20 protein-coding genes are annotated in these 22,345 nt (G+C 56.9%); 7 read left to right on the forward strand and 13 right to left on the reverse strand.

The features are described from left to right. Positions 1–179: 179 nt before the first annotated feature. The 8 genes from M5B44_RS23645 to gspG all read right to left on the reverse strand — a co-directional run bounded on the left by M5B44_RS23645 (position 180) and on the right by gspG (position 9,722). On the reverse strand, positions 180–1,289 hold the full coding sequence (locus tag M5B44_RS23645) for a substrate-binding domain-containing protein (protein ID WP_248740672.1): 1,110 nt from the start codon (positions 1,287–1,289) through the stop codon (positions 180–182). Between the two features lie 349 nt (positions 1,290–1,638). Beyond that, positions 1,639–2,850, reverse strand: coding sequence for a type II secretion system inner membrane protein GspF (gene gspF, locus M5B44_RS23650; RefSeq protein ID WP_248740673.1), 1,212 nt, complete (start codon positions 2,848–2,850; stop codon positions 1,639–1,641). Next, positions 2,850–4,256, reverse strand: coding sequence for a type II secretion system ATPase GspE (gspE, locus tag M5B44_RS23655; protein WP_248740674.1), 1,407 nt, complete (start codon positions 4,254–4,256; stop codon positions 2,850–2,852). Before gspE ends, gspF begins: the two co-directional genes overlap by 1 nt. Further along, complete coding sequence (gspD, locus tag M5B44_RS23660; protein ID WP_248740675.1) at positions 4,253–6,625, reverse strand: type II secretion system secretin GspD; 2,373 nt, start codon at positions 6,623–6,625, stop codon at positions 4,253–4,255. Before gspD ends, gspE begins: the two co-directional genes overlap by 4 nt. Continuing rightward, on the reverse strand, positions 6,622–7,167 hold the full coding sequence (gspM, locus tag M5B44_RS23665; protein WP_207273870.1) for a type II secretion system protein GspM: 546 nt from the start codon (positions 7,165–7,167) through the stop codon (positions 6,622–6,624). The genes gspD and gspM overlap by 4 nt, the downstream gene beginning before the upstream one ends. Beyond that, positions 7,160–8,305 carry a type II secretion system protein GspL gene (gene gspL, locus M5B44_RS23670; RefSeq protein WP_248740676.1) on the reverse strand — a complete coding sequence of 382 codons (1,146 nt, stop codon included), beginning with the start codon at positions 8,303–8,305 and terminating at the stop codon, positions 7,160–7,162. The genes gspM and gspL overlap by 8 nt, the downstream gene beginning before the upstream one ends. Further along, entirely contained in the window at positions 8,302–9,255 is a 954-nt protein-coding gene (gspK, locus tag M5B44_RS23675) for a type II secretion system minor pseudopilin GspK (RefSeq protein ID WP_197868009.1), read from the reverse strand. Before gspK ends, gspL begins: the two co-directional genes overlap by 4 nt. Positions 9,256–9,263: 8 nt before the next feature. Continuing rightward, complete coding sequence (gene gspG / locus M5B44_RS23680; protein WP_011334561.1) at positions 9,264–9,722, reverse strand: type II secretion system major pseudopilin GspG; 459 nt, start codon at positions 9,720–9,722, stop codon at positions 9,264–9,266. Between the two features lie 146 nt (positions 9,723–9,868). Here gspG and gspI point away from each other — a divergent pair, with 146 nt between their 5' ends. The 3 genes from gspI (at position 9,869) to M5B44_RS23695 (ending at position 12,014) form a co-directional block, all read left to right on the forward strand. Next, entirely contained in the window at positions 9,869–10,249 is a 381-nt protein-coding gene (gene gspI / locus M5B44_RS23685; RefSeq protein WP_248740677.1) for a type II secretion system minor pseudopilin GspI, read from the forward strand. A gap of 515 nt (positions 10,250–10,764) precedes the next feature. After that, complete coding sequence (locus M5B44_RS23690; protein ID WP_248740678.1) at positions 10,765–11,238, forward strand: hypothetical protein; 474 nt, start codon at positions 10,765–10,767, stop codon at positions 11,236–11,238. A gap of 413 nt (positions 11,239–11,651) precedes the next feature. Continuing rightward, positions 11,652–12,014, forward strand: a complete 363-nt coding sequence (locus M5B44_RS23695) for a DUF6124 family protein (protein WP_085701843.1) — start codon at positions 11,652–11,654, stop codon at positions 12,012–12,014. 674 nt (positions 12,015–12,688) lie between these two features. Here the strand turns inward: M5B44_RS23695 and M5B44_RS23700 are convergent. Beyond that, positions 12,689–13,075, reverse strand: coding sequence for a DUF6124 family protein (locus tag M5B44_RS23700; protein WP_248740679.1), 387 nt, complete (start codon positions 13,073–13,075; stop codon positions 12,689–12,691). Positions 13,076–13,591: 516 nt separating this feature from the next. Here M5B44_RS23700 and M5B44_RS23705 point away from each other — a divergent pair. Then, a complete protein-coding gene (locus M5B44_RS23705) occupies positions 13,592–14,332 on the forward strand; it encodes a hypothetical protein (RefSeq protein WP_248740680.1) in 741 nt (246 codons plus the stop codon). An 85-nt stretch (positions 14,333–14,417) separates the two neighbouring features. Further along, entirely contained in the window at positions 14,418–15,329 is a 912-nt protein-coding gene (locus M5B44_RS23710) for a hypothetical protein (protein WP_248740681.1), read from the forward strand. 268 nt (positions 15,330–15,597) lie between these two features. Here M5B44_RS23710 and M5B44_RS23715 read toward each other — a convergent pair whose 3' ends face one another. From M5B44_RS23715 to M5B44_RS23725, 3 genes are all read right to left on the reverse strand, one after another. Further along, positions 15,598–18,186 (reverse strand): hypothetical protein, encoded by a 2,589-nt coding sequence (locus M5B44_RS23715; RefSeq protein WP_248740682.1) that lies wholly within the window; start codon positions 18,184–18,186, stop codon positions 15,598–15,600. Continuing rightward, positions 18,176–19,141 carry a hypothetical protein gene (locus M5B44_RS23720; protein ID WP_248740683.1) on the reverse strand — a complete coding sequence of 322 codons (966 nt, stop codon included), beginning with the start codon at positions 19,139–19,141 and terminating at the stop codon, positions 18,176–18,178. Before M5B44_RS23720 ends, M5B44_RS23715 begins: the two co-directional genes overlap by 11 nt. 620 nt (positions 19,142–19,761) lie before the next feature. Beyond that, positions 19,762–20,193 carry a type II secretion system protein N gene (locus tag M5B44_RS23725; RefSeq protein WP_248740684.1) on the reverse strand — a complete coding sequence of 144 codons (432 nt, stop codon included), beginning with the start codon at positions 20,191–20,193 and terminating at the stop codon, positions 19,762–19,764. A gap of 133 nt (positions 20,194–20,326) precedes the next feature. Here M5B44_RS23725 and gspH point away from each other — a divergent pair, with 133 nt between their 5' ends. Together gspH and M5B44_RS23735 are read left to right on the forward strand one after the other, a co-directional pair. Continuing rightward, complete coding sequence (gene gspH, locus M5B44_RS23730) at positions 20,327–20,779, forward strand: type II secretion system minor pseudopilin GspH (RefSeq protein ID WP_011334577.1); 453 nt, start codon at positions 20,327–20,329, stop codon at positions 20,777–20,779. After that, on the forward strand, positions 20,776–21,384 hold the full coding sequence (locus tag M5B44_RS23735) for a prepilin-type N-terminal cleavage/methylation domain-containing protein (RefSeq protein ID WP_248740685.1): 609 nt from the start codon (positions 20,776–20,778) through the stop codon (positions 21,382–21,384). Before gspH ends, M5B44_RS23735 begins: the two co-directional genes overlap by 4 nt. Here M5B44_RS23735 and M5B44_RS23740 read toward each other — a convergent pair whose 3' ends face one another. Beyond that, complete coding sequence (locus M5B44_RS23740; protein WP_248740736.1) at positions 21,385–22,323, reverse strand: FecR family protein; 939 nt, start codon at positions 22,321–22,323, stop codon at positions 21,385–21,387. Positions 22,324–22,345 lie beyond the last annotated feature (22 nt).

Raw genomic sequence — 22,345 nt, forward strand, 5'->3', positions numbered from 1 at the left:
TGCCGCAGGTCGGCGACAACCTGCTGTTACGACATAGGCGGTTGGCGAGGGACGCGACCGAACCGATGTCACACAAACTTCATGATTGAGGTGTAATTGCCCGCCCCGGCCATCCGTGACGAGCAAAAAAAATGGCAGCCCCGAAGGGCTGCCATTCGTGTTGCGGGTTAACGCGAAGCTTACAAAGGACGACCGATAGCGTTGCACACGCTGGCGTTGTTGATGTCCAGGTTGTTGCCGCTGGTGTTGGTGATGAAGTTGGCGGTAACGGCGTTTTTCCAGTTGGTCGGAACAACGCTGAAGCCGTGGCTGATGGTCGCTGCAGCGTTGCCCGGCACGCTGTAGTGAGTGGTCAGGAAGGATTTGATGTCAGCGGCCACGGTTGCATCCTTGTAGCACTGGCCGAAGATCAGGTTGGTGTAGGCAGCGATCGGGTAACCGCTGGATGGGTTGGCGACAACCGGTGCCCACTGGGCAGGGTTGGACGGTGTGGTTGGCAAGGCAACCGAAGACAGCGCGGTGGTCACGTTACCCGGGGTCGGCTGCACGCCGTTGACGCGCGATACCACAGCGTTGCTGCTGGCGTTCACGCCGTCCGGACCGACATAACCGATGGAACCGTCAACCGCGTTCACCGCAACAGCGACGTCAGCAGTGTTGGCAACGCCGACGAAGCTCGATGGCAACGCGGTACCGGCTGGCAGCAGCGAGTTGGCGAAGGTCGAGTTGACCGAGAACTTGGTGTTGCAGACGTTGTTCAGGTGACGGGTGAGGATTTCCGAAGTGCCGCTGGAAGTGGTGCGGTAAACCACACGAACCGGGGTGGCATCGGAGTTGCCCAGCAGTTGACCCCAAGTGGTTGCAGTACCCGAGAACACGTCGCACAGCTGTTGGCTGGTCAGGTTCAGAGCGGTCTGGCCGGCCTTTTTGTAAGGGATGGCGACCGAAGTGGCGACCGATGGCAGTTGGATCAGCGGGCCGTACGAAGCACCGAAGTTGGTGTTGTAGGTGCTGATTTCCGAGGCGCTGAGGATCGAGTCGCTACCGGCGAAGTGTACCGAACCGGTGGCGCTGAACAGAGCCGAGTTGTTGGTCAGGAAAGCGGTCTTGCCAGTGCCGCTACCGGTGCCGGCGTAGGTGAAGTTGGCTGGCAGGATGCTGTTGCTAGAGCCTTTGTACAGAGCGGCAGGCAGAGTCGCGCCACCACCGGTTACGTTGGCAGCCATGGCCTGGGCGGAAGCCAGGGCAGCGACGGTCAGGGAAGCTGCGATCAGAGTGCGCTTGAACATGAAGAATCTCCTTTTCAACTAGGTTGGGAACACAGGTTTTCGGATTGCTTGAATGACACTGGGAGGACTCACCGCTGACCTTCGCAAGCGGGGTCCGTGGTTAAGTCGCACTGAGAAATTCGCAGTTTCCGGTGACAGATAAAGGAAAAAACCTCGGGAGGTACGAGGTGATTTTCGAGGGATTTTCTCGGGTGTTCTGGTGGTTATGCGGAGTGTCTGCGGCGGGCTTTTCGAGGGAATGGGCCACAGCCCTTGAAGGGCCGTTGCAGATGACAGAAAGGAGAACCCGAGGACGGTTGCTTCCGCGCTCGGGTGATAGTTGGACGAGAGGAAAAAAGATTGGAAAAGTTTACTGCACCAGTTGGTTGATCTCGATGATCGGCAACAGCACCGCCATCACGATCACCAGCACCACCCCGCCCATCACCACAATCATCAGCGGCTCCAGCAACGCGGTCATGCCCATCGCCCGGCGTTCGATATCGCGGGACAGGGTTTGTGCCGCACGCTCGAGCATCGGCGGCAACGCACCGGTTTTCTCACCGCTGGCGATCAGGTGAATCAGCACCGGCGGGAACACGTTCTCCACTTTCAGCGCTGCCGCCAGGTTGACGCCCTCGCGCACCTTGGCGGTGGCCTCATTGACGCTCAGGCTCAAGCGATCATTCGACAAGGTCTGCCGTGCCGCCTCCAGTGCCCGCAACAACGGCACGCCAGCGCCGCCGAGAATCGCCAGCGTCGAGGCGAACCGTGCGGTGTTCAGCCCCAGCACAAAGCGCCCGATCAGCGGCAACTTGAGCACCCGATGATGCCAACTCAAGCGCGCCGCCGGATTGCGCAGATACAGGCGCCAGCTCCAGAACGCACCAGCCATGACGCCTGCGCACAACCAGCCCCAGGCTCGGATGAAATCACTGGCATTGAGCATCGCCAGCGTCAGCCCCGGCAGATCCTGCCGCGCCTGGGAAAACGCGCTGACCACCTGCGGCACCACATAACTCAGCAGGAAAATCACGATGCCGATCGACACCAGCCCGACCACGCCCGGATAGATGAACGCGGTGAGAATCTTGCCGCGCAGGTTGTTGCGTTCCTCTATGTAATCCGCCAGCCGCTCCATCACCTGCGCCAGATCCCCGGACTCCTCGCCCGCCGCAATCAGCGCCCGGTAAATCTCCGGAAAATCCCGTGGCCGCGCCGCCAGCGCTTCGGCCAGGCGCATGCCGCTGCGCACGTCGGCGCGCACGGCGCTGAGGGTGTGGGCGATGTGTTTTTTCTCGGCCTGTTCGACCGTGGCGCTCAGTGCAGCTTCCAGCGGCAGACTGGCGCCGAGTAGGCTCGACAGCTGCCGTGTGGCCCAGGCCAGATCGTTGTCCGACAGCTTGGCGCTGAACATGCCACCGCCGCCGTGCTGGGAGACGTTGCTTTCCTTCTCTACCGACAACGCCGTCAAACCACGCCCGCGCAGCACGCCAAACGCCGCGCCCTGACTGTCCGCCTCCAGATGCCCGGACTCGATCTTGCCGTTGGCATCGGCGGCTTCAAAACGATAGCGATTCATCAGGCGTCCCGTGTCACACGAAGGATTTCTTCCGGCGCCGTGGCACCGCTGCGAATCCAGCGCTCGCCGTCCTCGCGCAGGCTGAACATCCCGGCCTTGCTCGCCGCTGCGCGCAACGCCTGCTCCCCTGCCCCTTGGTGAATCAGCGTGCGAATGTCGTCATCGATGCAGAACAATTCATGAATGCCGGTACGCCCGCTGTAACCGGTGTGATTGCACGCCGCACAACCCACCGGGCGCCAGGTGCCGGGCGTGGCCGGGTCTTCCTGTTTGCACTGACTGCACAGCCGTCGAACCAAGCGCTGGGCCAGAACGCCGAGCATCGACGAGGCCAGCAGAAACGGCTCGACGCCCATGTCGACCAAACGGTTAACCGCCGACACCGCGTCGTTGGTGTGCAACGTCGCCAACACCAGGTGACCGGTCAGCGAAGCCTGCACCGCGATCTGCGCGGTTTCGAGGTCGCGGATCTCGCCGATCATGATGATGTCCGGGTCCTGACGCAGAATCGCCCGCAGCGCCAAGGCAAACGTCATGTCGATCTTGGCGTTGACCTGAATCTGGCTGATGCCCGGCAAGTCGTATTCCACCGGGTCTTCCACGGTGAGGATGTTGCTGGTGCTCGCATCGAGTCGCGCCAGTGCCGCGTAGAGACTGGTGGTCTTGCCGCTACCGGTGGGGCCGGTGACCAGCACGATGCCGTGGGGCTGGCGGATCAGGTGATCGAGTTTGGCCAGCACCTGCGCGTCCATGCCCAACGTTTCGAGATGCAGACGCCCGGCCTGCTTGTCGAGCAAACGCATCACGACCCGCTCGCCATGGCCGGTAGGCACGGTGGAAACACGAATGTCGATGGGGCGCCCCGCTACGCGCAACGCAATGCGGCCGTCCTGCGGCAGGCGCTTTTCCGCGATATCGAGTTGGGCCATGATCTTGATCCGCGACACCAGCGCACCGTGCAACGCCTTGCGCGGTGAGACCACGTCGCGCAGGGTGCCGTCGACCCGATAGCGCACCACCGAATGGGTTTCGAACGGTTCGATGTGAATGTCGCTGGCCTCATCCCGCGCCGCTTGCGTGAGCAAGGCGTTGATCATGCGGATCACCGGCGCGCCGTCCTGGGTGTCGAGCAGGTCGGTGATTTCCGGCATGTCCTGCATCAGGCGGTCGAGGTCGACTTCGTTTTCCGCCGCGCCGACCACCGCCGCCGCGCTGCCGGTGTCGGCGTAGGCCGTGGCGAGCAAACCGTCGAGTTCGTCATCGCGCACCTGCTCAAGCCTGGCTGCGCCGAACTGCCGCCGTACCTCGCTGATCGACCAGCCCGGCGTCGACGGGCACACCGTCAGCACGCCGTCGCGCAGCAGAATCCGCTGCGCCTTGGCCCAGGCGTAAGGCAAGCTGCTCATAAACGCGAGCCTGCTTCAATCGGCACAGCCTTGATGACCGCGCGAGGGCCGGAAGTCGGAACGGCTGCCGGCACGCCCTGCGCAGCGGTCGGCAATTGCGGCGCCTGCATGTCCGGCATCGCCCAACTGCGCTCCGGTTGCAGACCGCCCTGAGCGCGGCGCATGAAGTCGTAGCGATTAAGCGTGATGCTGCGCCCAGCCGCGCTGTCACGAATGATGTACGGGCGCAGGAACACCATCAGGTTGGTCTTGGTGATCGAGCGGCGTTCGTTGCGAAACAGCGCGCCCAACCCCGGAATGCTCGACAGCCATGGCACTGCGTCGTTGCTCTGGCTGTAGCCGTCCTGCAGCAGACCGCCGAGCACCATGATCTGCCCGTCGTCGAGCAGGATGCTGGTGTCGATCGCGCGTTTGCTGGTGACGATCCCCGCCGAGGTGGACGCCGCCGAAGCGCGCTCGTCGATGCTGCTGACTTCCTGATAGATGTCGAGCTTCACCGTACCGCCCTCGGAAATTTGCGGCCGCACGTTGAGCTTCAAGCCGACCTCTTCACGGGTCACGGTCTGGAACGGGTTGTTGCTGGTGCCCCCGCCGCCGGTGACGTAACTGCCGCTGACAAACGGGATGGTCTGGCCGACGAAAATGCTCGCCGCTTCGTTGTCCAGGGTCAGCAGGTTCGGCGTCGACAGCACGTTGGTGCCGCCCTTGCTCTTCAGGGCCCGGGCCAGCACTTTCAGGTCGAGGATCTTGCCGATGCCGGGGATGTCGACGGTGCCGTTGACGTAACCGAGATTCAAACCTTTGGGCAACACATCGACACTGGTCTTGCCGTTGACGTTGATCCCCGAACCACCAAGGTTGGCGCCGCCGATCACGCCGTTGCCGGCCAGATTGCCGGTCTGCCATTGCACGCCGAATTCGCTGGCGTCGTCTTCGCCGACTTCGACGATCAGGCTTTCAATCACCACTTGTGCGCGGCGTTGGTCGAGCAAATCGATGACTTCACGAAGGTTGCGGTACAGCGGTTCCGGCGCGGAAATCAGCAAGGTGTTGGTAGTCGCATCCGCCTGAATGGTCACGCCACCGGCGCTGAATGCAACGTTCTGTTCGCTGCTTTGCGCGTTGCCGCTGCCACTGGTGGCGCTGCTGCCCTGGGCGTAACTGCCGCCTGTGTTGCCGTTGTTGGTGGTCGAAGTGCTGCCATTGGTTTGCGTGCCGCTCTGGCCGTTCTGCCCGCCGCCCGAGTTGGTGGAACTGCCCATGGCGCTGAGCACCGAACGCGCACTGTCGCTGGTGCCGCTGTCGCTCTCGCCGGTCAGCAAACCGCGCAGTGCCTGGGCCAGTTTGCCGGCCTGGGCATTGCGCAGATACACCACATGCAGGTTGCTCGGGTTGCTCTGGGCATTGTCGAGTTTGTAGATCAGGTTGCGCGCCAGCTCCGTGCGCTCGGGGCTGCCGGCGCGGATGATGATGGTGTTGGAACGCGGGTCGCCGATCACGGCGATTTTCTGGGTTGGATCATTGCCAGGCGCATCGAGCAGGTCGGCGACCATCGGCGCGATGTCGGCGGCGATGCCGTTCTGGATCTGCACCACGTCGGTGTCGATGGCGCTCGGGGTGTCGATGCCCTGGATCAACTGCGCGACCCGCGTGAGGTTTTCGGCGTAGTCGGTGACGACAATGGTGTTGTTGCCCGGATAGGCGTTGATCGGGTTGTTCGGCGACACGATCGGGCGCAGCACCGGGATCAGGTTCACCGCGTTCTCGTATTGCAGGCGGAACGTGCGGGTGAGCATGCCGTTGCCGGCCGGTTTGTCGGCGCTGTAGATCGGCCCGCCGAGCAACTTGGCGTCGGCCTCTGGCACCACCTGCGCCACGCCGCCGACATCCACCACGCTGAAGCCCTGCATGCGCAACGCCGCCAGCAGCATGTCGTACGCCTGATGCGCCGGCACCTGGCCTTCGGAGACCAGCGTCAGGTTGCCCTTGACCCGTGGATCGACCAGAAACTGCTGGCCGGTGGAGCGCGACAACGCCCGCACCACCGCTTGAATATCCGCGTCGACAAAATTCAGCGTCACCGGTTGATCGCCCAACGGATTGGCCGGCAACGTCGTGCCCCGGGCCGAACCGCCACTGCGAGCGCGTTCGGTGATGTTGTGCAATTGCTTTGGCGCGGGTCTTGCCTGAGCCTGCGCCCGTTCGCGGTCGAGCACCGCGTCGCCACTGCGCTGGGTGTTGGCCAGCGGCCGGCCGAGTTCGCTGTCCACCAGCAGCGGCGGTTGATTCGGTGGTGTGGTGTTGCTGCACGCGCTCAATGCCATCAACAGCATCGGCAACGCCATGCGTTTGGACCCTGACCCCTTCATGAAGCTTCCTTAGCGCCCAGCGCCTGATCCATGCGTACGGTGCCCGACAAAGTGCCGGCCGTGTCATCGGTCGCGGCGTCGTCTGCGCGTTGCAGACGGGCCTCGACCACTTGCAGTGAAAAATTCCGGGGTTGGCTCAGCAGCCAGTCGAGCACGGCGTCGGCCGGTGCGGCGTCGAAGGTCAACTGCCAGCCAGCGGACGCGGCCGCCAATTGGTAATGGCCGCCCAGTCCGCTGGCCTGCAAGGTCTGCTGCAGCGACTGCTCCAGGTTCTGCCCGTCCGGGCGCACGCTGACGTCGCGCAACAGCACTTCCAGCGCTTCGGCCTGGGCGCGCAACTTCGGGGTTTCGACTTGCGAGGCGGCGATCTTTTTCAGCGGCGGCTGAACCAACGCCACCCACACGAAGAGCCCAAGCAACAACGCCGCCATGCCGCCGACCATGCGTTTTTCCCGCACGGCCAACGGCTGCCAACGGGCCTGCAACTGAGCATTGAAGCGCTGCCAGCCGGCGCGGTATTTCGCAAGCGATGGGCTATTCATCTTCGGCTCCGCTGCTGTCGTCGTTGTCGGTGGCGGCGGTCGCCTCGCCGGCCGGGCGCAGGACCCAGCCGTCGTCGTTCGGGCTGATGCTGATACCGGCCTGGGCCAGCGTGCCTTGCCAGTCCTTGTCGTTGCCCGAACGCCGGGCCTCGGGCAGCAGACTCAATTGCAACGCACCGTCGACAAACTCCAGCCGCTGCACCGTGCCCGCCATGGACGGCATGCCGCTGCCGGCCTGCAACACCAGCCGCGTGAAGTCCTGCCCCGGCGCATCCACCGCGCCTTGCTGTCGAGCTGCGATTTGCTGACGGGCCTGTTGCAACGGATTGAGGATCACCGGCAACTCCGGGAACGCCTGCTTCACCCGCTGCGCCATCTGCGCCTTGAGCTGCTGGCCCTGGCCGGCCTCGCGGGCGGCGTACAGGTTCAAACCGATCACCCACACCGCCAGCGCCAGCGCACAACAACCCAGCGCCCTGCCCCAACCGCGATGTTCGGTGCCCGGTTGCTGAAGGCCGCCGTGCAGGCCCCAGCTCGGTAACGGGCCGGAGCAGCGTTGCGTGTCGGCCAATGTCGATTGCACCGCTTCCGGCGCGCCGTCACCGATCCAGTGCGCCGGCAGACCGGTTTCCAGCAGCCACGCTTCATCGATCATCGGCTGCACCTGCGCCGCATTCGGGCCGTGGCGCAGTAACAGATGCTCGTCGTGCAGGCAGCCGACGCCGCCCGCCATCACCGGCAAGCTGTAGGCCGCCGGGTACAGGCCTTTGAGGTTCAAGCCGAACTGCCCGAGGTGCTGCAAATCCTTGCGTGCTACCCAGGCAATCTGCACTTGGCCGCTTTCATTGCGGGTGCTGTGGGCAATGTGCATCTCGGCGCTGTCACCGAGCATCAAGGCCTGCGCCGCACATTGCACCGCCGCAGCGGTTTTGCTCGCGGGCAGCGGCGGCAGATCAATGCTCGCCAGCAGGCTGTCCGACGGGTGCAGAAAACACACCAGCGGTTGCTTCGGCAGCGCGCCAAGCCGCACGCGCTCCTGCCGCGTGACCTGCCCCTGACGATCCAGCCACGCACACTCCACTTCACTCTCGAGACCCAGCTCCGCCAGCGGCGGCAAATTCACGCGCAACTGGCTCATACGCCCACCCGCGACCAGATCACTTGCGGCAAACGATCCTGACTGCGATGCAGCAACGCATCGAGGCTGACCCGCCGCTGATCCCGCCGCGCCTGCCCGCGCAGCCGGAACCAGTCGCTGGTGATGCCGACCTTGACGCTGGTGATCTCCAGTTGCGGCAGTCGCAGGCGATTGACGAAATCCCCGCGATTGATAAACCAGCGCCCGGCGTCACGCTCATTGATCAACGCCTGCGCCCGCTCCAGCGACAGCCCCGGCACATAAGCCGCCAGCACCGGCGCCGTGGCCGTGTTACCGTTGAGCCAGGTGGTCGCCGGAATCACCGTCAAGTACGGCGCCAGTTTCGCCAACAGCGCATCGTTGACCCCGTCGACACTGCGCAAATCATCAAGCGTGCGCAGCATCGGCAAGGTCGGGGATTGCGGTTTACGCGAAGCGGACGGCGACGTGGCGCGCCCGCTGTCGAACGTGTTTTTCGCCACAGGCTTGTCCACCACTTGGGCATTCAACAGGTGCGGATACGAGCCGATCACCCGCTGACTGATGCGCCGGCTCAAGCCGCTGCTGACACCGATCAACTCGCACAAGCGCTCGAACGCCTGCACCTGTGCGTCATCGATCCGCTCGTTGGCCACCAGATTGCGCAGGTTGAACTTGCCCTGCTCGTCCTCCAGTCGCCCCTCGAAACCCTGGGTGTTCAAGCGCTGCGCCCAGGGTTGATCGAGTCGGGTCAGCGGATCACGCTGCCGCGCGTCCCACAACAATTGCCGGCTGATCTCCAACCCACCGTGCAACACCCAACGGCCCTGCACGCGCAGTTGTTCGGCTTCCAGCGCCCGGGTCGAAACGCTCTGGCGGGTCAGCATGCCGGCGGCGATCACCGCGACCACCGCCGCAATCAGCAGCGCACTGATGATCGCCATCCCCTGCTGGTTCGATTGGCTGTTCATGACCGGCCTTACAACTGCCAGGAACCGATGTCGGCATTCACGCCGTCGCCGTCAGGCTGGCCGTCGGCGCCGAGGGAAAAGATGTCGATCTCGCCGTTGGCACCGGGATTGAGGTACTGATAAGGACGACCCCACGGGTCATTCGGCAGGCGCTCCAGGTACGAGCGCCAGTTGCTGTTCTTCGCATCAGCCGGCCGCTCCACCAGCACCTTCAGGCCCTGGCTTTGGCTCGGGTAAGTGCCGTGATCGAGGCGATACAGCTTCAGCGCCTGCATCAACCCGCCAATGTCCTGCTTCGCCGCCGTGGCCCGCGCCTGATCCGGCCGGTCGAGCACCTTGGGCACCACCATCGCCGCCAGAATCCCGAGAATCACCACCACCACCATGATCTCGATCAGCGTGAAACCCTGCTGCCCACGGGGCATCCGGCTCGGTCGACTGGGCTGTTTGAATTGCGCGATATCCATCTCGTCATTCCCTGGCTTGATTCGATTCGACGCGCAGTGTTGCAAGAAGATATGTCAGGGATGTTGAAAATCCTCGGGTGTTTTCGTCGTCAAGCCGTCAAACACGGGCGTTAGCGTCAAGGGCTGCCCGACTGCCCGAGCCCCCGATGCGCACCCCCTCCCCGCAAGCCGGATTCACCCTGATTGAAGTGCTCGTCGCGCTGGCGATCATCGCCGTCGCCATGTCCGCCGCCGTTCGTGTGGCGGGGTTGATGACGCAGAGCAGCGGGGTTTTGCGGGATCGTTCGATTGCGATGATTGCGGCGCAGAGTCGGATGGCTGAACTTCGGTTGGAAGGGAGATTGCCGATGGGGGTTAAAGCGATGGAGTGTGATCAAGGGAGGTTGTTGTTGCGGTGTGAGCAGGTGATTGGGGGGGCGGAGAATGGGCGGTTGTTGAAGGTGGGGGTGCAGGTGTTTGATCGGAGCCAAGAGCGGCCTCCACTGGCGCGATTGGAGACCTTACTCAGCCGGCCGGAAAATCCCTGACAAGCTTCAGACCGCTCCCGGAAAAGAGAACCGACCGAATAAGCTCCAGAGATCTGCGGGCTCGCCGACAACAAGTGCTATTGGCCAGGAATTAGGCGGTCGGATGATTGCAGGCAATGTTTCATATCTTTGTCCGGTTTGTGGATACACCGGGCTTGAAGAGGCTCCGTACGACGAACTGGGCTGCTCCTCGTTTGGCATCTGCCCGTGCTGCGGTACGCAGTTTGGCTACGACGACACGACCGCGGCTCATGCTGAATTGCGTAGATCATGGATCTCCAGCGGGATGCTTTGGTGGAGCGAAGCTCAAGCGTCGCCGATCGGTTGGGACCCGATAAGGCAACTACAGGCGTTCGAAAAAGACATCCAGGTATGAACCTGACGCGGCCAATGGTCAGGCATGAAACATTGCTCCCAGGCCAAATGAACGGATGTGACAAGGATGACTATGCTATCGGCTTGCCCTAGCCGAAAAGCCGTCAACCGATGCCGTTTACGGAGCAATGGAGTGCGGGATGAAAATCATCGCTTTTGTAGCTATCTATCTCGCAGGCGGAGTTGCCCTGTTTCCGTACCTCGACCATATGCGTCCGGTAGGCGTTTCTATCGACCAATTCTATTCGGAGTTTTACCTCAGCTCCGGTGTTGACGTGGCGCAGCGCCTAAGCCTGAGCTTCATCTACGCAAGCGCGTTTCATCTGGTGTGGTCTGCGTTGTTTTCTGAATCCGCAAAAAGCTGGGTGTACACGACCAACATCATAGACATTTGCTATCTCGCCTTACGGTGTTTGAGTTCTTTTTGCATCAGCCTGATGACTCTTGGACTGGTTGGAAAAAGCGCACAAAAAGTGCCCTTTACAGAATTTGCTCAATATTTTCATTTTCTGGTTATCTGCATGCTCGCGGGCGCTTGGGCGTGGGAGCTCAAGCACTTTTTGATAGGCGTCATTTATTACGTCGCAAGAAAAATCACGAGAACGACGGAATGAAGGAGCGCAGTGTTATTCCGGACAGGAAAATTGGCCTGCTTTTTCCAACTGTTTAACCAACTCCCGGATACGCGTTTAAAGACACCCTCCGTTACTTCCTCAAGGCTACAACGCCTTGCGTCATTACCTACGACTACGCCAGAATCCGCCGGCTTGTGCGTCCAGGGTGCGGGTTTTATCGTTTCCGGGTCACTGAAAAACAGTGATCGGGTTTGGTAGCCCGCACATGAGAGTTGCACAGCATCACCATTCGCGGCGTCGTTTCGTCTCGGCTTTATGGTGGTCATGCACAGGGCACCTTCGGGTGCGCCGGGTTCCTCATGTGCCGGTCTACCAACCTGAGCATGGCCGCCACCTTCGTTTGGTAGCGAAATTGGATGGCCTCCCTTTTTGAAGCATGAGGAGTTACATCTATGATCAAACCAACACCCAACCCACCAGAAACCGATCCGGTCTCACCCTACCAATTCCCCGACTCCCGAACCCTGAACGAAGCCGCCGAACGCGCCCTCGACCACTACCTCACCCCGCAACAACGCATTATGGGCAGCCACACCAAACACGACCCCATGTTCCTGGCCAACCCCGCCTACAACAGCGAATCGCTCCTGGCCAACGCCAGCGAATCCCTCGATTCCGCCAGCGAAATGCTCAGCAACTTCGCCGCGATCCTGGAGCCTGCGCACCGCAAGACGGCGCTGGGAATTGCGCAGGTGGTTATGGTTGCGGGGTTGGCAGTGAATCAGGCGTTGGATCATGTTGAGGTGAAGACGTAAGCGGCTGATCGCTGTAGCTCAACAGATGAAAAGAAAATGGCCGAGTTTGTCAGGTGTAGCTGACGACCTCGGCCATTTTTCTTTTTTCCGGCACGTTTCAACGACATTTTGAGACATCACCCATTTCTGCCATTCACGATCGGCCACTTTTGGCCATTAGCGTCCGTTGCCTCTGCACCGAGCGTCTAGTAAAAGGACTTATCCAATTCCCGATACTGAAGCGAATTTATGATTAATGGCCATGGTCAACGTGTTTGTAATCGATGCGGCGAGCTCATTGCGGCTTACTGTCCATCGGTTGAAACGCTAGCGATCATTGGGGTCTTCCACAAGAAGGGTGACCAAGCAGTAGTAAATGAGATAGTCCGTCGAGAAAATATTGATCCGGATATCGTTTGGGAATACTTCCGCCATCGAATGTCACCTCTGTGCGAGCAAAAGCTTGCCCACTGCCCTCACTGCGGAGGGCAGTTGAGGACTTGGCGTGCGCGCCAATGCATGCATTGTTTTAGAGACTGGCACTGACGCAAAGCTGTTATCGAGTTGCCGGATGCGCCTTCATAGCCAGATAGCGGCGACGCGGGTTAAGCAACAAAAAGGGGACCGATTGAAATGAATCAGTCCCCTTTTTCACGATTCGACTCGCTCGCGAAGGCGCCAGAATTGACACCAGCTTAATCAGCAGTTGATCCCGAGGTCTGCTTCACCGGCAATTGCAAATTATCCAACGCCCGATTCACCGCCAACTCCCCGAGCATGATCAACTGTGCAATGCCCACCAACGCCCGACGCTGCGAAGCCGGCAACAGACTGGCGACGTTCTGGGCAATGGTTTGGGCCGAAGCGAGTGTTTCACTGGCATCAATCAGCAATTCTTCGTTTTTGTTGTCCGCAGTCACGGCATACATCCCGCGGGTTCTGCGTGGAGGCGGCGTGGAGCCGGGCGGACAGAGGTAATGGTCGAGCGCGCGGTCGGCGGCTTCGTGGAGTTTTCTGGAGTCGATGGATTCGTAGGGGGAAACCGAGTCGGTTTCGGGCGGGTTGGGTGTTGGTTTGATCATGGTGAAGCTCCATTTTTATACCTGGTGAAACCACCAGCACCTGTCGCTAAACAAGTAAGGGTGGCAGCTGTACGCGGGTTAGCGAACCGAGAGGTATAAGACCCGGCAGACCCGAAGGTCTCCCACGCACAGCCACCATATCGTCATCGCAAATGTCTGCGACAAACTGGAGCGTCGTTGAACTTATACCTGGTCAGGTCGCTAAACCCGGTCGCTGGGTTGCCAGCGACACGTAGACGATAAAGACCAGGTACAAAGCGCACAAGCCGGCGGATTCTGGCGTAGCTGTAGGCAACGGCGCAAGGATATGTAGCCTGAGAGAGTGTCTGGAGATGTCTTTTTAAACATAAGTGTTTATCGAGGCCTGATTCCGTCACTTTTCCTTCAACTGATCCGTCCCGTTATCGACAACCTAGGCCAGATGAACAGCTCTACAGTGCTAACTTCCAGCATGGCATGGTTCGCGAACACATCTGATGCTAGCCTTATGCTTCCACTCCCGAAGTCTTAACATATATGCCCATCGAACCTGATCGCCTGTATCACGAACTCGGTTACCTCATTGCTGAAATGCCAGACCTAATGACGTCCCAATGGCAGACCACTGACGCCCATAGGTGGCTCGGACGTGCCTCGGCGTGGGTTGAGCAGAGCGGTGACTTAGTGGACGCGGCTGCGTTCAACGCTGCCGTAAACAGCTTAAACCCCAATCCACGTTTTCCAACCCACATCGCCGCAGTCCCGCGTTTAACCACGATCCTTTATCGAGCGCTCGGCCGCGCAGAGCTCCAAGCATCCCCTACTAGCCGTGGCTCTTTCATACCTGTAGGTGAGATATTTTCTGCATTTGCCGCTATGTCCAAGATTCTGAGCGAAGCCACAACCAGTGTGATGTTCGTGGATCCATATGCCGACGCCAATCTCCTGACCGACTTCGCCGTCTTAGTACCCAACGGTGTATCCACGCGAGTGTTAGCTGATGCAGGCAGCAGAAAAGCAGCTTTCGCCCCAGCGTTGAAAAGCTGGATACAGCAGTACGGCTTAGAACGACCAATGGAAGGGAGACTCGCGCCGAACCGGTCGCTCCATGACCGGCTGATCATAATTGACGAGCGAGAATCGTGGAGCATCGGACAGTCCTTCAACGCGCTTGCTGCACGTGCTCCAACCAGTCTTATTCGAGCAGATCTCGAAACGTCTCAGCTTAAGATCCAAGCACATAATCTGATCTGGCAGACATCGGCACCCATTCAGTGAAATCGCGAGACAACCAACGATGTAAGGTCATCCAGCTAAAAGCAGTCTTCTTTTTACATAAGAGAACATAAGAGCATTAATCCAAATGGTTAGCGTCTTCAGCATTCTAAGCGGAATTGCATTTAGCTTTACACTTCAAAGAGCAGGAAAGGTATGGGATTTCTGGCTTGGTGAAAAGAATATCACTGAAGAAAAGAAAAAATATGAATTAGAGAAATATTGGCTTGCCTTCGCTCGACAATCGTGGAGCCGACTTTATCAACGAGCAGCGCTACTCGCCGATAAAATGCTAAGCAATATATTCGGCAAGCAACCATTAAGTGCTGAAAGCATTTTAAAATTTAGTTTTTTTTCAATTGTACTTAACTGCCTGCTTGCTATGTTACCAACAATATTTTCAGGAACACCCGTCGCATCTAACGCTAACAATTTAGCTTTATGGATCAAGATCACTGCCGCATTTATTTTTATCAATACAGCATTAGACTGCCTTGCTTATTTGCTAACAAGGTATCTACTTAGGCGCCCTCCACACTCTACCGTGGGAATAATTGTTTCATTTTCATTAGTAACCTCCATTGGTTGGTTAGCAACAACGATTTCGCTTGTTGTAGGGGGTGCAATGACCGCAATACCTTTATTAGACAACCCTTTCAGCAAAGAGACATTAACAAATATCCTACTACCCATTGTACAAAGCTGGTTTTTTCACCAACTGCTGCACCCTTTTGACTCAAATGTAGCAATCCAGGGCATTAATATGGGATACATTGCTTTGGGCGCCATACCTTCGTTAATAATACTACTTAGCACACTTTCACTGATGCTAGTTTTGAAGATAACGGCTAACAGACTACACTTCATAACTTCTACATATTTCGGTCGAATACTAGATGACAAGAAAAGCTTCTACGAACATCTAGGATTCATCGCCTCTTTGGTGTTAATACTGCTGTACTGGATCTTCTTGGGTTTCCTTTCCTTATCAAGCTTGTGAATATTTATATTAATGCCATAAAATAGTGAGAACTAATCCATTATCAGAAACAGATAGGATTGTTTTATACTCTGACAAACAAAGGGGACTGATTTATTTCCTTAAAATAAATCAGTCCTCTGCTCACTTAGACAGTAGATCAGTCCCCACTTTTTCCAAAGCGCATGCTTCGGGCCGATCTCGGCCCTTGAGTCAGTGGGAAATCGGCCAAAGGAACCGTTTCGAGCGAGAGCATTCGGTCCCCAATGTATCCCCACTACCTTCTGTATCATTGCCTTCCTGCGTGCTGTTCAATAACTCGCTCTGCTTGCCGGTCATATGAGCCCGCTAACTCTCTAAGAGAAGCCGCAAAACGAGGGTATCCAGCTTTCTCTACTGCTTCCCCTTTCATCCTCCATAGTTCTGCCAGTTCCTTCTCTGGCGCCCCGGTTGGATCTACCCAATGGGCGCCCCTAGAATTAAAAATCTCAGTGCAAAATCCGTTTCGAATCAACTCACCATCTCTTGAGTTTAAAATTCTTGCGACATCGTCCACTATCCAAAGTCCATTGATATCGGATGGGCAGTAATAGAGAACCTCTCCAACTTTTAGCATTGCAACATCCTCATGCCCACTCTCTTGGCAAAGCTGTCTAACACGACCAAGCCAAGATTCAAGCTTTTCAGAGCTAAAGTTTTTATCATCGATAAAACCTGGAGGACGCTTCCAGTCATTCAGTAACTGCCAAGCATTTCTAGCGATAGCCTTCTGATGTTCATTGGGCTCAGCAACTCCTTCCGTCACATCATTTTTTGATCGGTAAATCAATCGTACGATATAAGCAAAAAAATCCGGATCATTAGCGAGTTTTTCTTGCAATAATTTTGGCTTAACTTCGCTATGAGCACCGAGCATCGGCAAATAAGCCCATTCGACCTTAAAAAGCTGATCAAGATCCGTCGAAGCGTCAGCTTGCAATGTTTTTATTAGTTCCACAACACTATATGAATCCATGCTACTTGAGGACTCACCATTCACCGCCTCCAAAAGGGCTATTGCCGCGCGATTACTATCAAATGGAAGTTCTTTAGTTAGACGTGCACTTAAACAATCCAGTGCTTCGCTCGATCTCGATACATCTAACAACCGATCCACAGCAAAAAAACCATCATCCCCATCACCATGATAAGGATTAACCTTAACACTGTTCCAGTATTGTTTACTCTCACTACCTAACCAGTTATCGACGAGCTTCCATGTTGAAATATTAAAAGGCAAGTAAGTCAAAAAGCGACAGATCTGTTCATTCGTCCATGTGCGGCGATCTAGGCCGGCAAGCCATCCTTCCCCCCCGACGAAATTACGACTCCATATAAACGACCCAATAAACTTTTGGAAATGTAGATCGACTTTATCTAAAAACCTTGGCATCAGCTCATTATCAACATCACCATTTCCTACAGCACCAAGAATCCCTCCTACTAAATCTGATGACTCTACCTTATCTAGAAAGTCCAAAACCCCTTGCAGACCGCTCTCACTCAGCATTTTTAAAATCGCATGTTTACGTTTTTCTTCCAGAACTTTCCGCTGCCGCTCCCAATCTCCATTTTCTTCATAGAGATCAAAATCCCTAGAATTGAATAACCTACGATAAAGCACGTCAGGGCTTACTGGAGCAATCCGGCTAGCAACACCTTCGATAGCAGAAACGACCTCAGCATCTAAGGCCCAGTCCGCATCAGCAAAGCGCCGATGTTTAGCAACGAAGTCGGTAAGAGAACTCCAAATTGGCAATCGATCTGACTCATTTAGCTCGGTGATCGCGCTGGATGAAAGGTGTGCAAGGAGCTTATCAAACGAAGGTCGAGGCAAGTTATCAAGATTACCAACCAACTCTCTCAGCCGTAATAGGTCTTCGATAGCCATCTCGACTGCCAACGCTGCATAAGCAACAACTTGACCTCTGTAGTCAGCATCTGAAACATGCACTTCGTTGTGTTCCGGAACATTCAGAAGCCAGCGTGGCTTATAAGTACCCATGGAGGTTTGGTGTTGATTTGGCAATAAACTTTTCACCACGTCCCACGCTATTTTTGGAAACTCGCTCCTCACTGCCCTTAACGAAGCGATTCTCTTATCTACATCAGCGTTGGTCTGCGGAAACCAAGGTAGCAAAATTGTCTTTATCGAGTTAACAGGGCTGTTTCCGGAATTCGTTCCAGGATCAATAGTTGCAAGTTCAGCTAAGATCACCACAACTCGCATGAAATACTCTTCCAACCATCCGAGCGCTTCCAAGGCCCACAGTAGCCCAACCATATAATTCTTAGAAGAGAAACCACCTTTCCCCTCGCTAAAAAGCCTAGCAAATGGAGAGTCCTTATCTGCCAGTGCGCTTTCAACACAGTTTAGAAACTCTCCAGGAGCAGCCTCTGCAATAGTAGGGAGAAGATCGGCTAAGCTCCCCCAGAGTTTCCAGTCAGCACCACCCAGTAAACCATTAACAACTTCAATTGCAACGCTTTCTGGTTTATGTTGCGAACAATTTACCAAGGGCTGAGCCTGTGAGTTTATGAGCGCCAGAGTTTCTGAAAGCCCTTTCCTTACCTCCGGCGAATACTTAAGTATTTTTCCATACACACTCGCTGCATATCGATTTTCAGAGTCAAGTTCAAATTGGGGATCAACTTCCGAAAGCACCCCGAGACAAATGTTCTTAAACTGTTCAAGATGGCTGTCAAAAATGCGACTTCCAACAATCTTCCAGAGTTCTTTACGCTCCGTAACTTCCCAGCGACCGTTCCGCAACGATAAGGGATTTCCTTCTTCCTGAAGGATGCTTCGCAGACTAGTGAGCCAAGTATTAAAATCCATTGACAAACTCCTTCAATAGTTCAACATCTGATTCATTCGCCTCATTCCATCCACCAATCAACGCTGCAATGGCAAGAGAGGATAATTGAGCATGATCCTGCCCAAAGACAAAAGCCTTAGGTGAGACTGGCACCACCAACTCACTAGGAATCTCTTCAATCTTCCGCTGCCTAAAAACGTTGACTAGATCTTCCGGAAGATTCCCTACGACAATAGTTCCAGCATTTTGATTTGCTGACTGAACTTCATCCACTAGCCTCGTCCAGATCGAGTGAACATTATCGGCGGAATAAAACCCTATTAAAGAGTGCAGAAGAGCTAATGTAACACCTGCCTTTAAATCAAGATCGTAACCTAAAAAATGAAAATGCCGTAAAAACTGGAACACCGCTTCTTCATCTACAGCGTTATGACCATTCGCTGCATCAATGTGATGCCTAATTGCGCGCAGCTTGTTTCTTTTGTTTGCACTACTAAATTGCGCCAAATTTACCTTTTCAAAAAACTCCTTTGCTGACTCTGCGTGGCGCGCCCAATCGAGAATAGTTCTTACGTCCCCAGTATCCGTTGCGCTTAGCGGACCAGTAATGAGTGCTATAACATCTGATCCCTTTATAAATACATCTGGATTATTAAAGTCCTGCCATGCGGAGAGCACAACCTCTCCAAATACAGAATCACCTTCTGTTATGGTAATGGAATGTTTGATTTGCCCGAGTAATTTCCCACCGACGCCACCGCCAATATTATTGGTAAATACAATCAAATCATCAGTCTGATATCCGTCGAACTTTCCCTGAAGCTTTATTTTGTTTATCGGCCTACAAGGTAGGCATGGAGAATATCCTCCCGTTAGCATAAGCGCTAAAAATGAAGCTTGTACATGTGCTTCAAATCGCCCTCCGCCATTGCCAGTAGAATAGGGGTTACTTAGGTTTTTCCCAGGCTCAACCATAAAACGACCTCAGATATCAGCGTGGTTGCTTTTCCCAATTTTTTAGGCCTATACAAACTAAACAGGCTCAGCATGATCAACATGATCAAACCCACTTGCTACATATACCGTAATGCGTCGTGATTTAATTACGTATAAAAAACCACTCAACACTCCAGAATAGTTGCAGCATTTACACCTTAAGCCTTAGGGCTAAAATCATTCGCCCATACTTGACGCTCGCAGACTTACTTTCTACAAACACCCCATTTTACCAAGAAGAAGCTGACCAACCTTCCACTTCAATAGCATAGCGCAACAATATAGCCGTGTGTCCGACGGCACCGAAGGCACACTTACTACCCCCCCAGGTCGTGACTAGATACGAGCATAGTCCAGAGAAAGCCACCGAAAATGAATAGGTATGCAATGTGGTTGCCGAGGCGAATAAAACGGGGGCTCATTTATTCTTTAGAACAAAATCGCCCTCTCTTTATCGTACTTGAAGGATATATTCTTTTATATCAATGACTTAAAAACCTCGACCACACAGTCTATTTTTTTGCCTGAACACATTAATCGCAAAGCGTGGAGGTAACATCCCAATTGAGCCGAAGACGAGACTGAAATCAGCCCGCAGCTCAGGGCCGAGTCAGCTTCGGCATCTCCACCCCCTCCCCCAACCGCTCCACCTCCAACCGCACCCTCTCCCCACCCTGCTCAATCACCACCCCATCCCCCTCCACCGCCACCAACTTCACCCCAGGACTCACCCGCTCCCCCTGCAAAAAGCTCCTCGGCGGCCCATCGTTCAGGCTAAGTATCGCCACCGCCCCGCGACTCCCCGCCATCACGCCGCTGACCTTGATCTCCACCGGCGCCGTGCGGTTGGAAAACCACTGCAACGCCGGGTTGTCGCTGCGTGCAGCGAGCAGTTGTGGCGTAGCCGCCGGGGTGTGGGATTCGGCGGTGGTCAGGAGCAGGGATGACCAGGTGGCGATGCCGACCAGGGCGGCCAGCAGTGCGGCGGCCTGGATGAGTTGGGGGGGTGAAAAGCGTGCGGTGAATCTCATGGGCTGAATCTCCTTTTAGTCCCGGTGACCAGACTACGCGGCAATTCTCACGGTTTTATTTCACACGCCTTACATGTTGGCCGTGCAGGATGGTTTTTTGGGACGGGGCTGGACGCAAGGGAGTGCGCATTCGATGAACCGGTGCAGGCAGCAGGGTTTTACGCTGATCGAGTTGATGGTGGTGCTGGTGATCATCGGCATCGCCAGTGCGGCGATCAGTCTGAGTATCAAGCCCGATCCGTTGCAGTTGCTGCGCAAGGACGCCGAGCGCGTGGCGCAGTTGCTGCAGATTGCCCAGGCCGAGGCCCGCGCCGATGGCCGGCCGATTGCGTGGTTGAGCGATGGCAAAGGGTTTCGGTTCAGTCGGCGCAGTGACAGTGGCAAGGGTTTTGATCATTTCGATCGGGACCCGCAGTTGCGGCCGCGTCCCTGGCAGAGTCCGAAGCTGGAGGTGCGGGTGGAGCCGAAGCAGAAGGTGGTGCTGAACGCTGAGTGGATCAATCCGCCGCTGCAGTTGACGCTGTCTGACGGGCTCAATCGGTTGAGTGTGCTGCGCGATGCTTCGGGCCGGATTAGCGTGCAATGAACAGACAACAAGGTTTTACGCTGATCGAGGTGATGGTCGCGATTCTGTTGATGGCGGTGGTCAGTCTGATTGCCTGGAAGGGGCTGGACAGTGTCACCCGCGCCGACAGCCATTTGCAGGCCAGTGGCGAGCAGAGCGACAGCCTGTTGCGGGCGTTGAATCAGATGCAGCGGGATGTGGAGATGCGCGCGGGGATCGAGCTGACGGAGCCGAAGAAGGTCGGCACGGAGGATGAACCGGCGACGGCCCCGCCTGCCGTTACGGTGCGCAGCAGTGACAGCAAGGGGTTTCGGCTGGACATCATTCGTAGCGCGGCGGATCAGCCGGGGGCTTTGCAGCGGGTGCGATGGTGGCTCAAGGGAGACACGCTGTATCGCGCGGTGGCGCCGGCGCGGAGTCGGTATCCGTTGCCTGCACCGACGGCTGGGGTTGCGGTGTTGGGTGAGGTGAGTGATTTGCAGGTGCGGGTTTGGGAGATGGACAAGGGGTGGCGGCAGTTGAGCGGGAATCGGCGGGAGGATCCGTTGGGGTTGGAGGTGCGGTTGACCCGGCAAACACCGCAAGGGCCGGAGAAGTACCGGCAGGTCATGGGCCCCTTGCAGTGATTAGCTGAGGACGACTACGCCGCCCGGCAGTTCGGTACATTTGACGCCGTAGGCATCGCGGATCAGCGCGCCGACGCCCGCCAGTTGATCGAGGGAGAAACGTGCTTGTACCCGGCGCTGGCCGAGTTCGCGGTTCAGCAGCAACAGCATGCCTGGGCGATAGCGGTTGATCTCGTCGATCATCTGGCTGAGGGTCGTGCCGTTGAACACCAGCATTTGCTGGCGCCAGTTGGTTACCGCCGCCGTATCGACGCTTTGCACGGTGCCAACCTGTTGCGCGTCGTAGGTCAGTTGCTGGCCCGGTTCCAGGCGCAGGCTACGGCCTTCAACTTCCACATCCACCGCGCCATCGAGGCACGTCACGCACACCTGCTGATCAAGGTTGCGCAGGTTGAACCGCGCCCTGCTCGCCCGCAGCCATCCGCCACCGGCCTGCATCGCCATGGGTAGCCGTGCGGTCTGCACTTCGACTTCGCCGCTGACCAGTTCAAAGCCTTGCACGCCCTCATCCACCGAACGCTGGTTGATGCGGGTCTGGGTGTTCAGTTCCAGGCTCAAGCCATCCGCCGGTTCGACCCGACGTTGCTGGCCGACTTCGGTGATGTAATCGGCGCCAAGCCCGGAGAAGCCGCCAGGTATCGTGCCGCGTACCAGCAGGAACGCTGCCGATGCGGCAATTGCGCCGCCGAGAAAGGCCCGGCGTCCAAACCGACGTGGCGCCTGCGTCGCTTCGGCCGCCGGTTGCAGCAGGTGCCACAACGCCTTGCACTCTTCGAAAGCGCGGGCATGTTCGGGGCTTTGGGCGCACCACTGGCGCAGCGCTCGGGCGTCGGCGACCGTGGCGCGGCCGGAGGTCAGCAGGATCAGCCAGTCGCGGGCTTCGCTTTGCAGACGCTCGGCAGGCGTGGGCTCGGCAGGTGTCAGACGGAAGATGTTCAAACGCGCAGGTACTCGACGGGTT

The organism is Pseudomonas sp. MWU12-2029 (assembly GCF_023242425.1).
GTDB lineage: Bacteria > Pseudomonadota > Gammaproteobacteria > Pseudomonadales > Pseudomonadaceae > Aquipseudomonas > Aquipseudomonas kribbensis.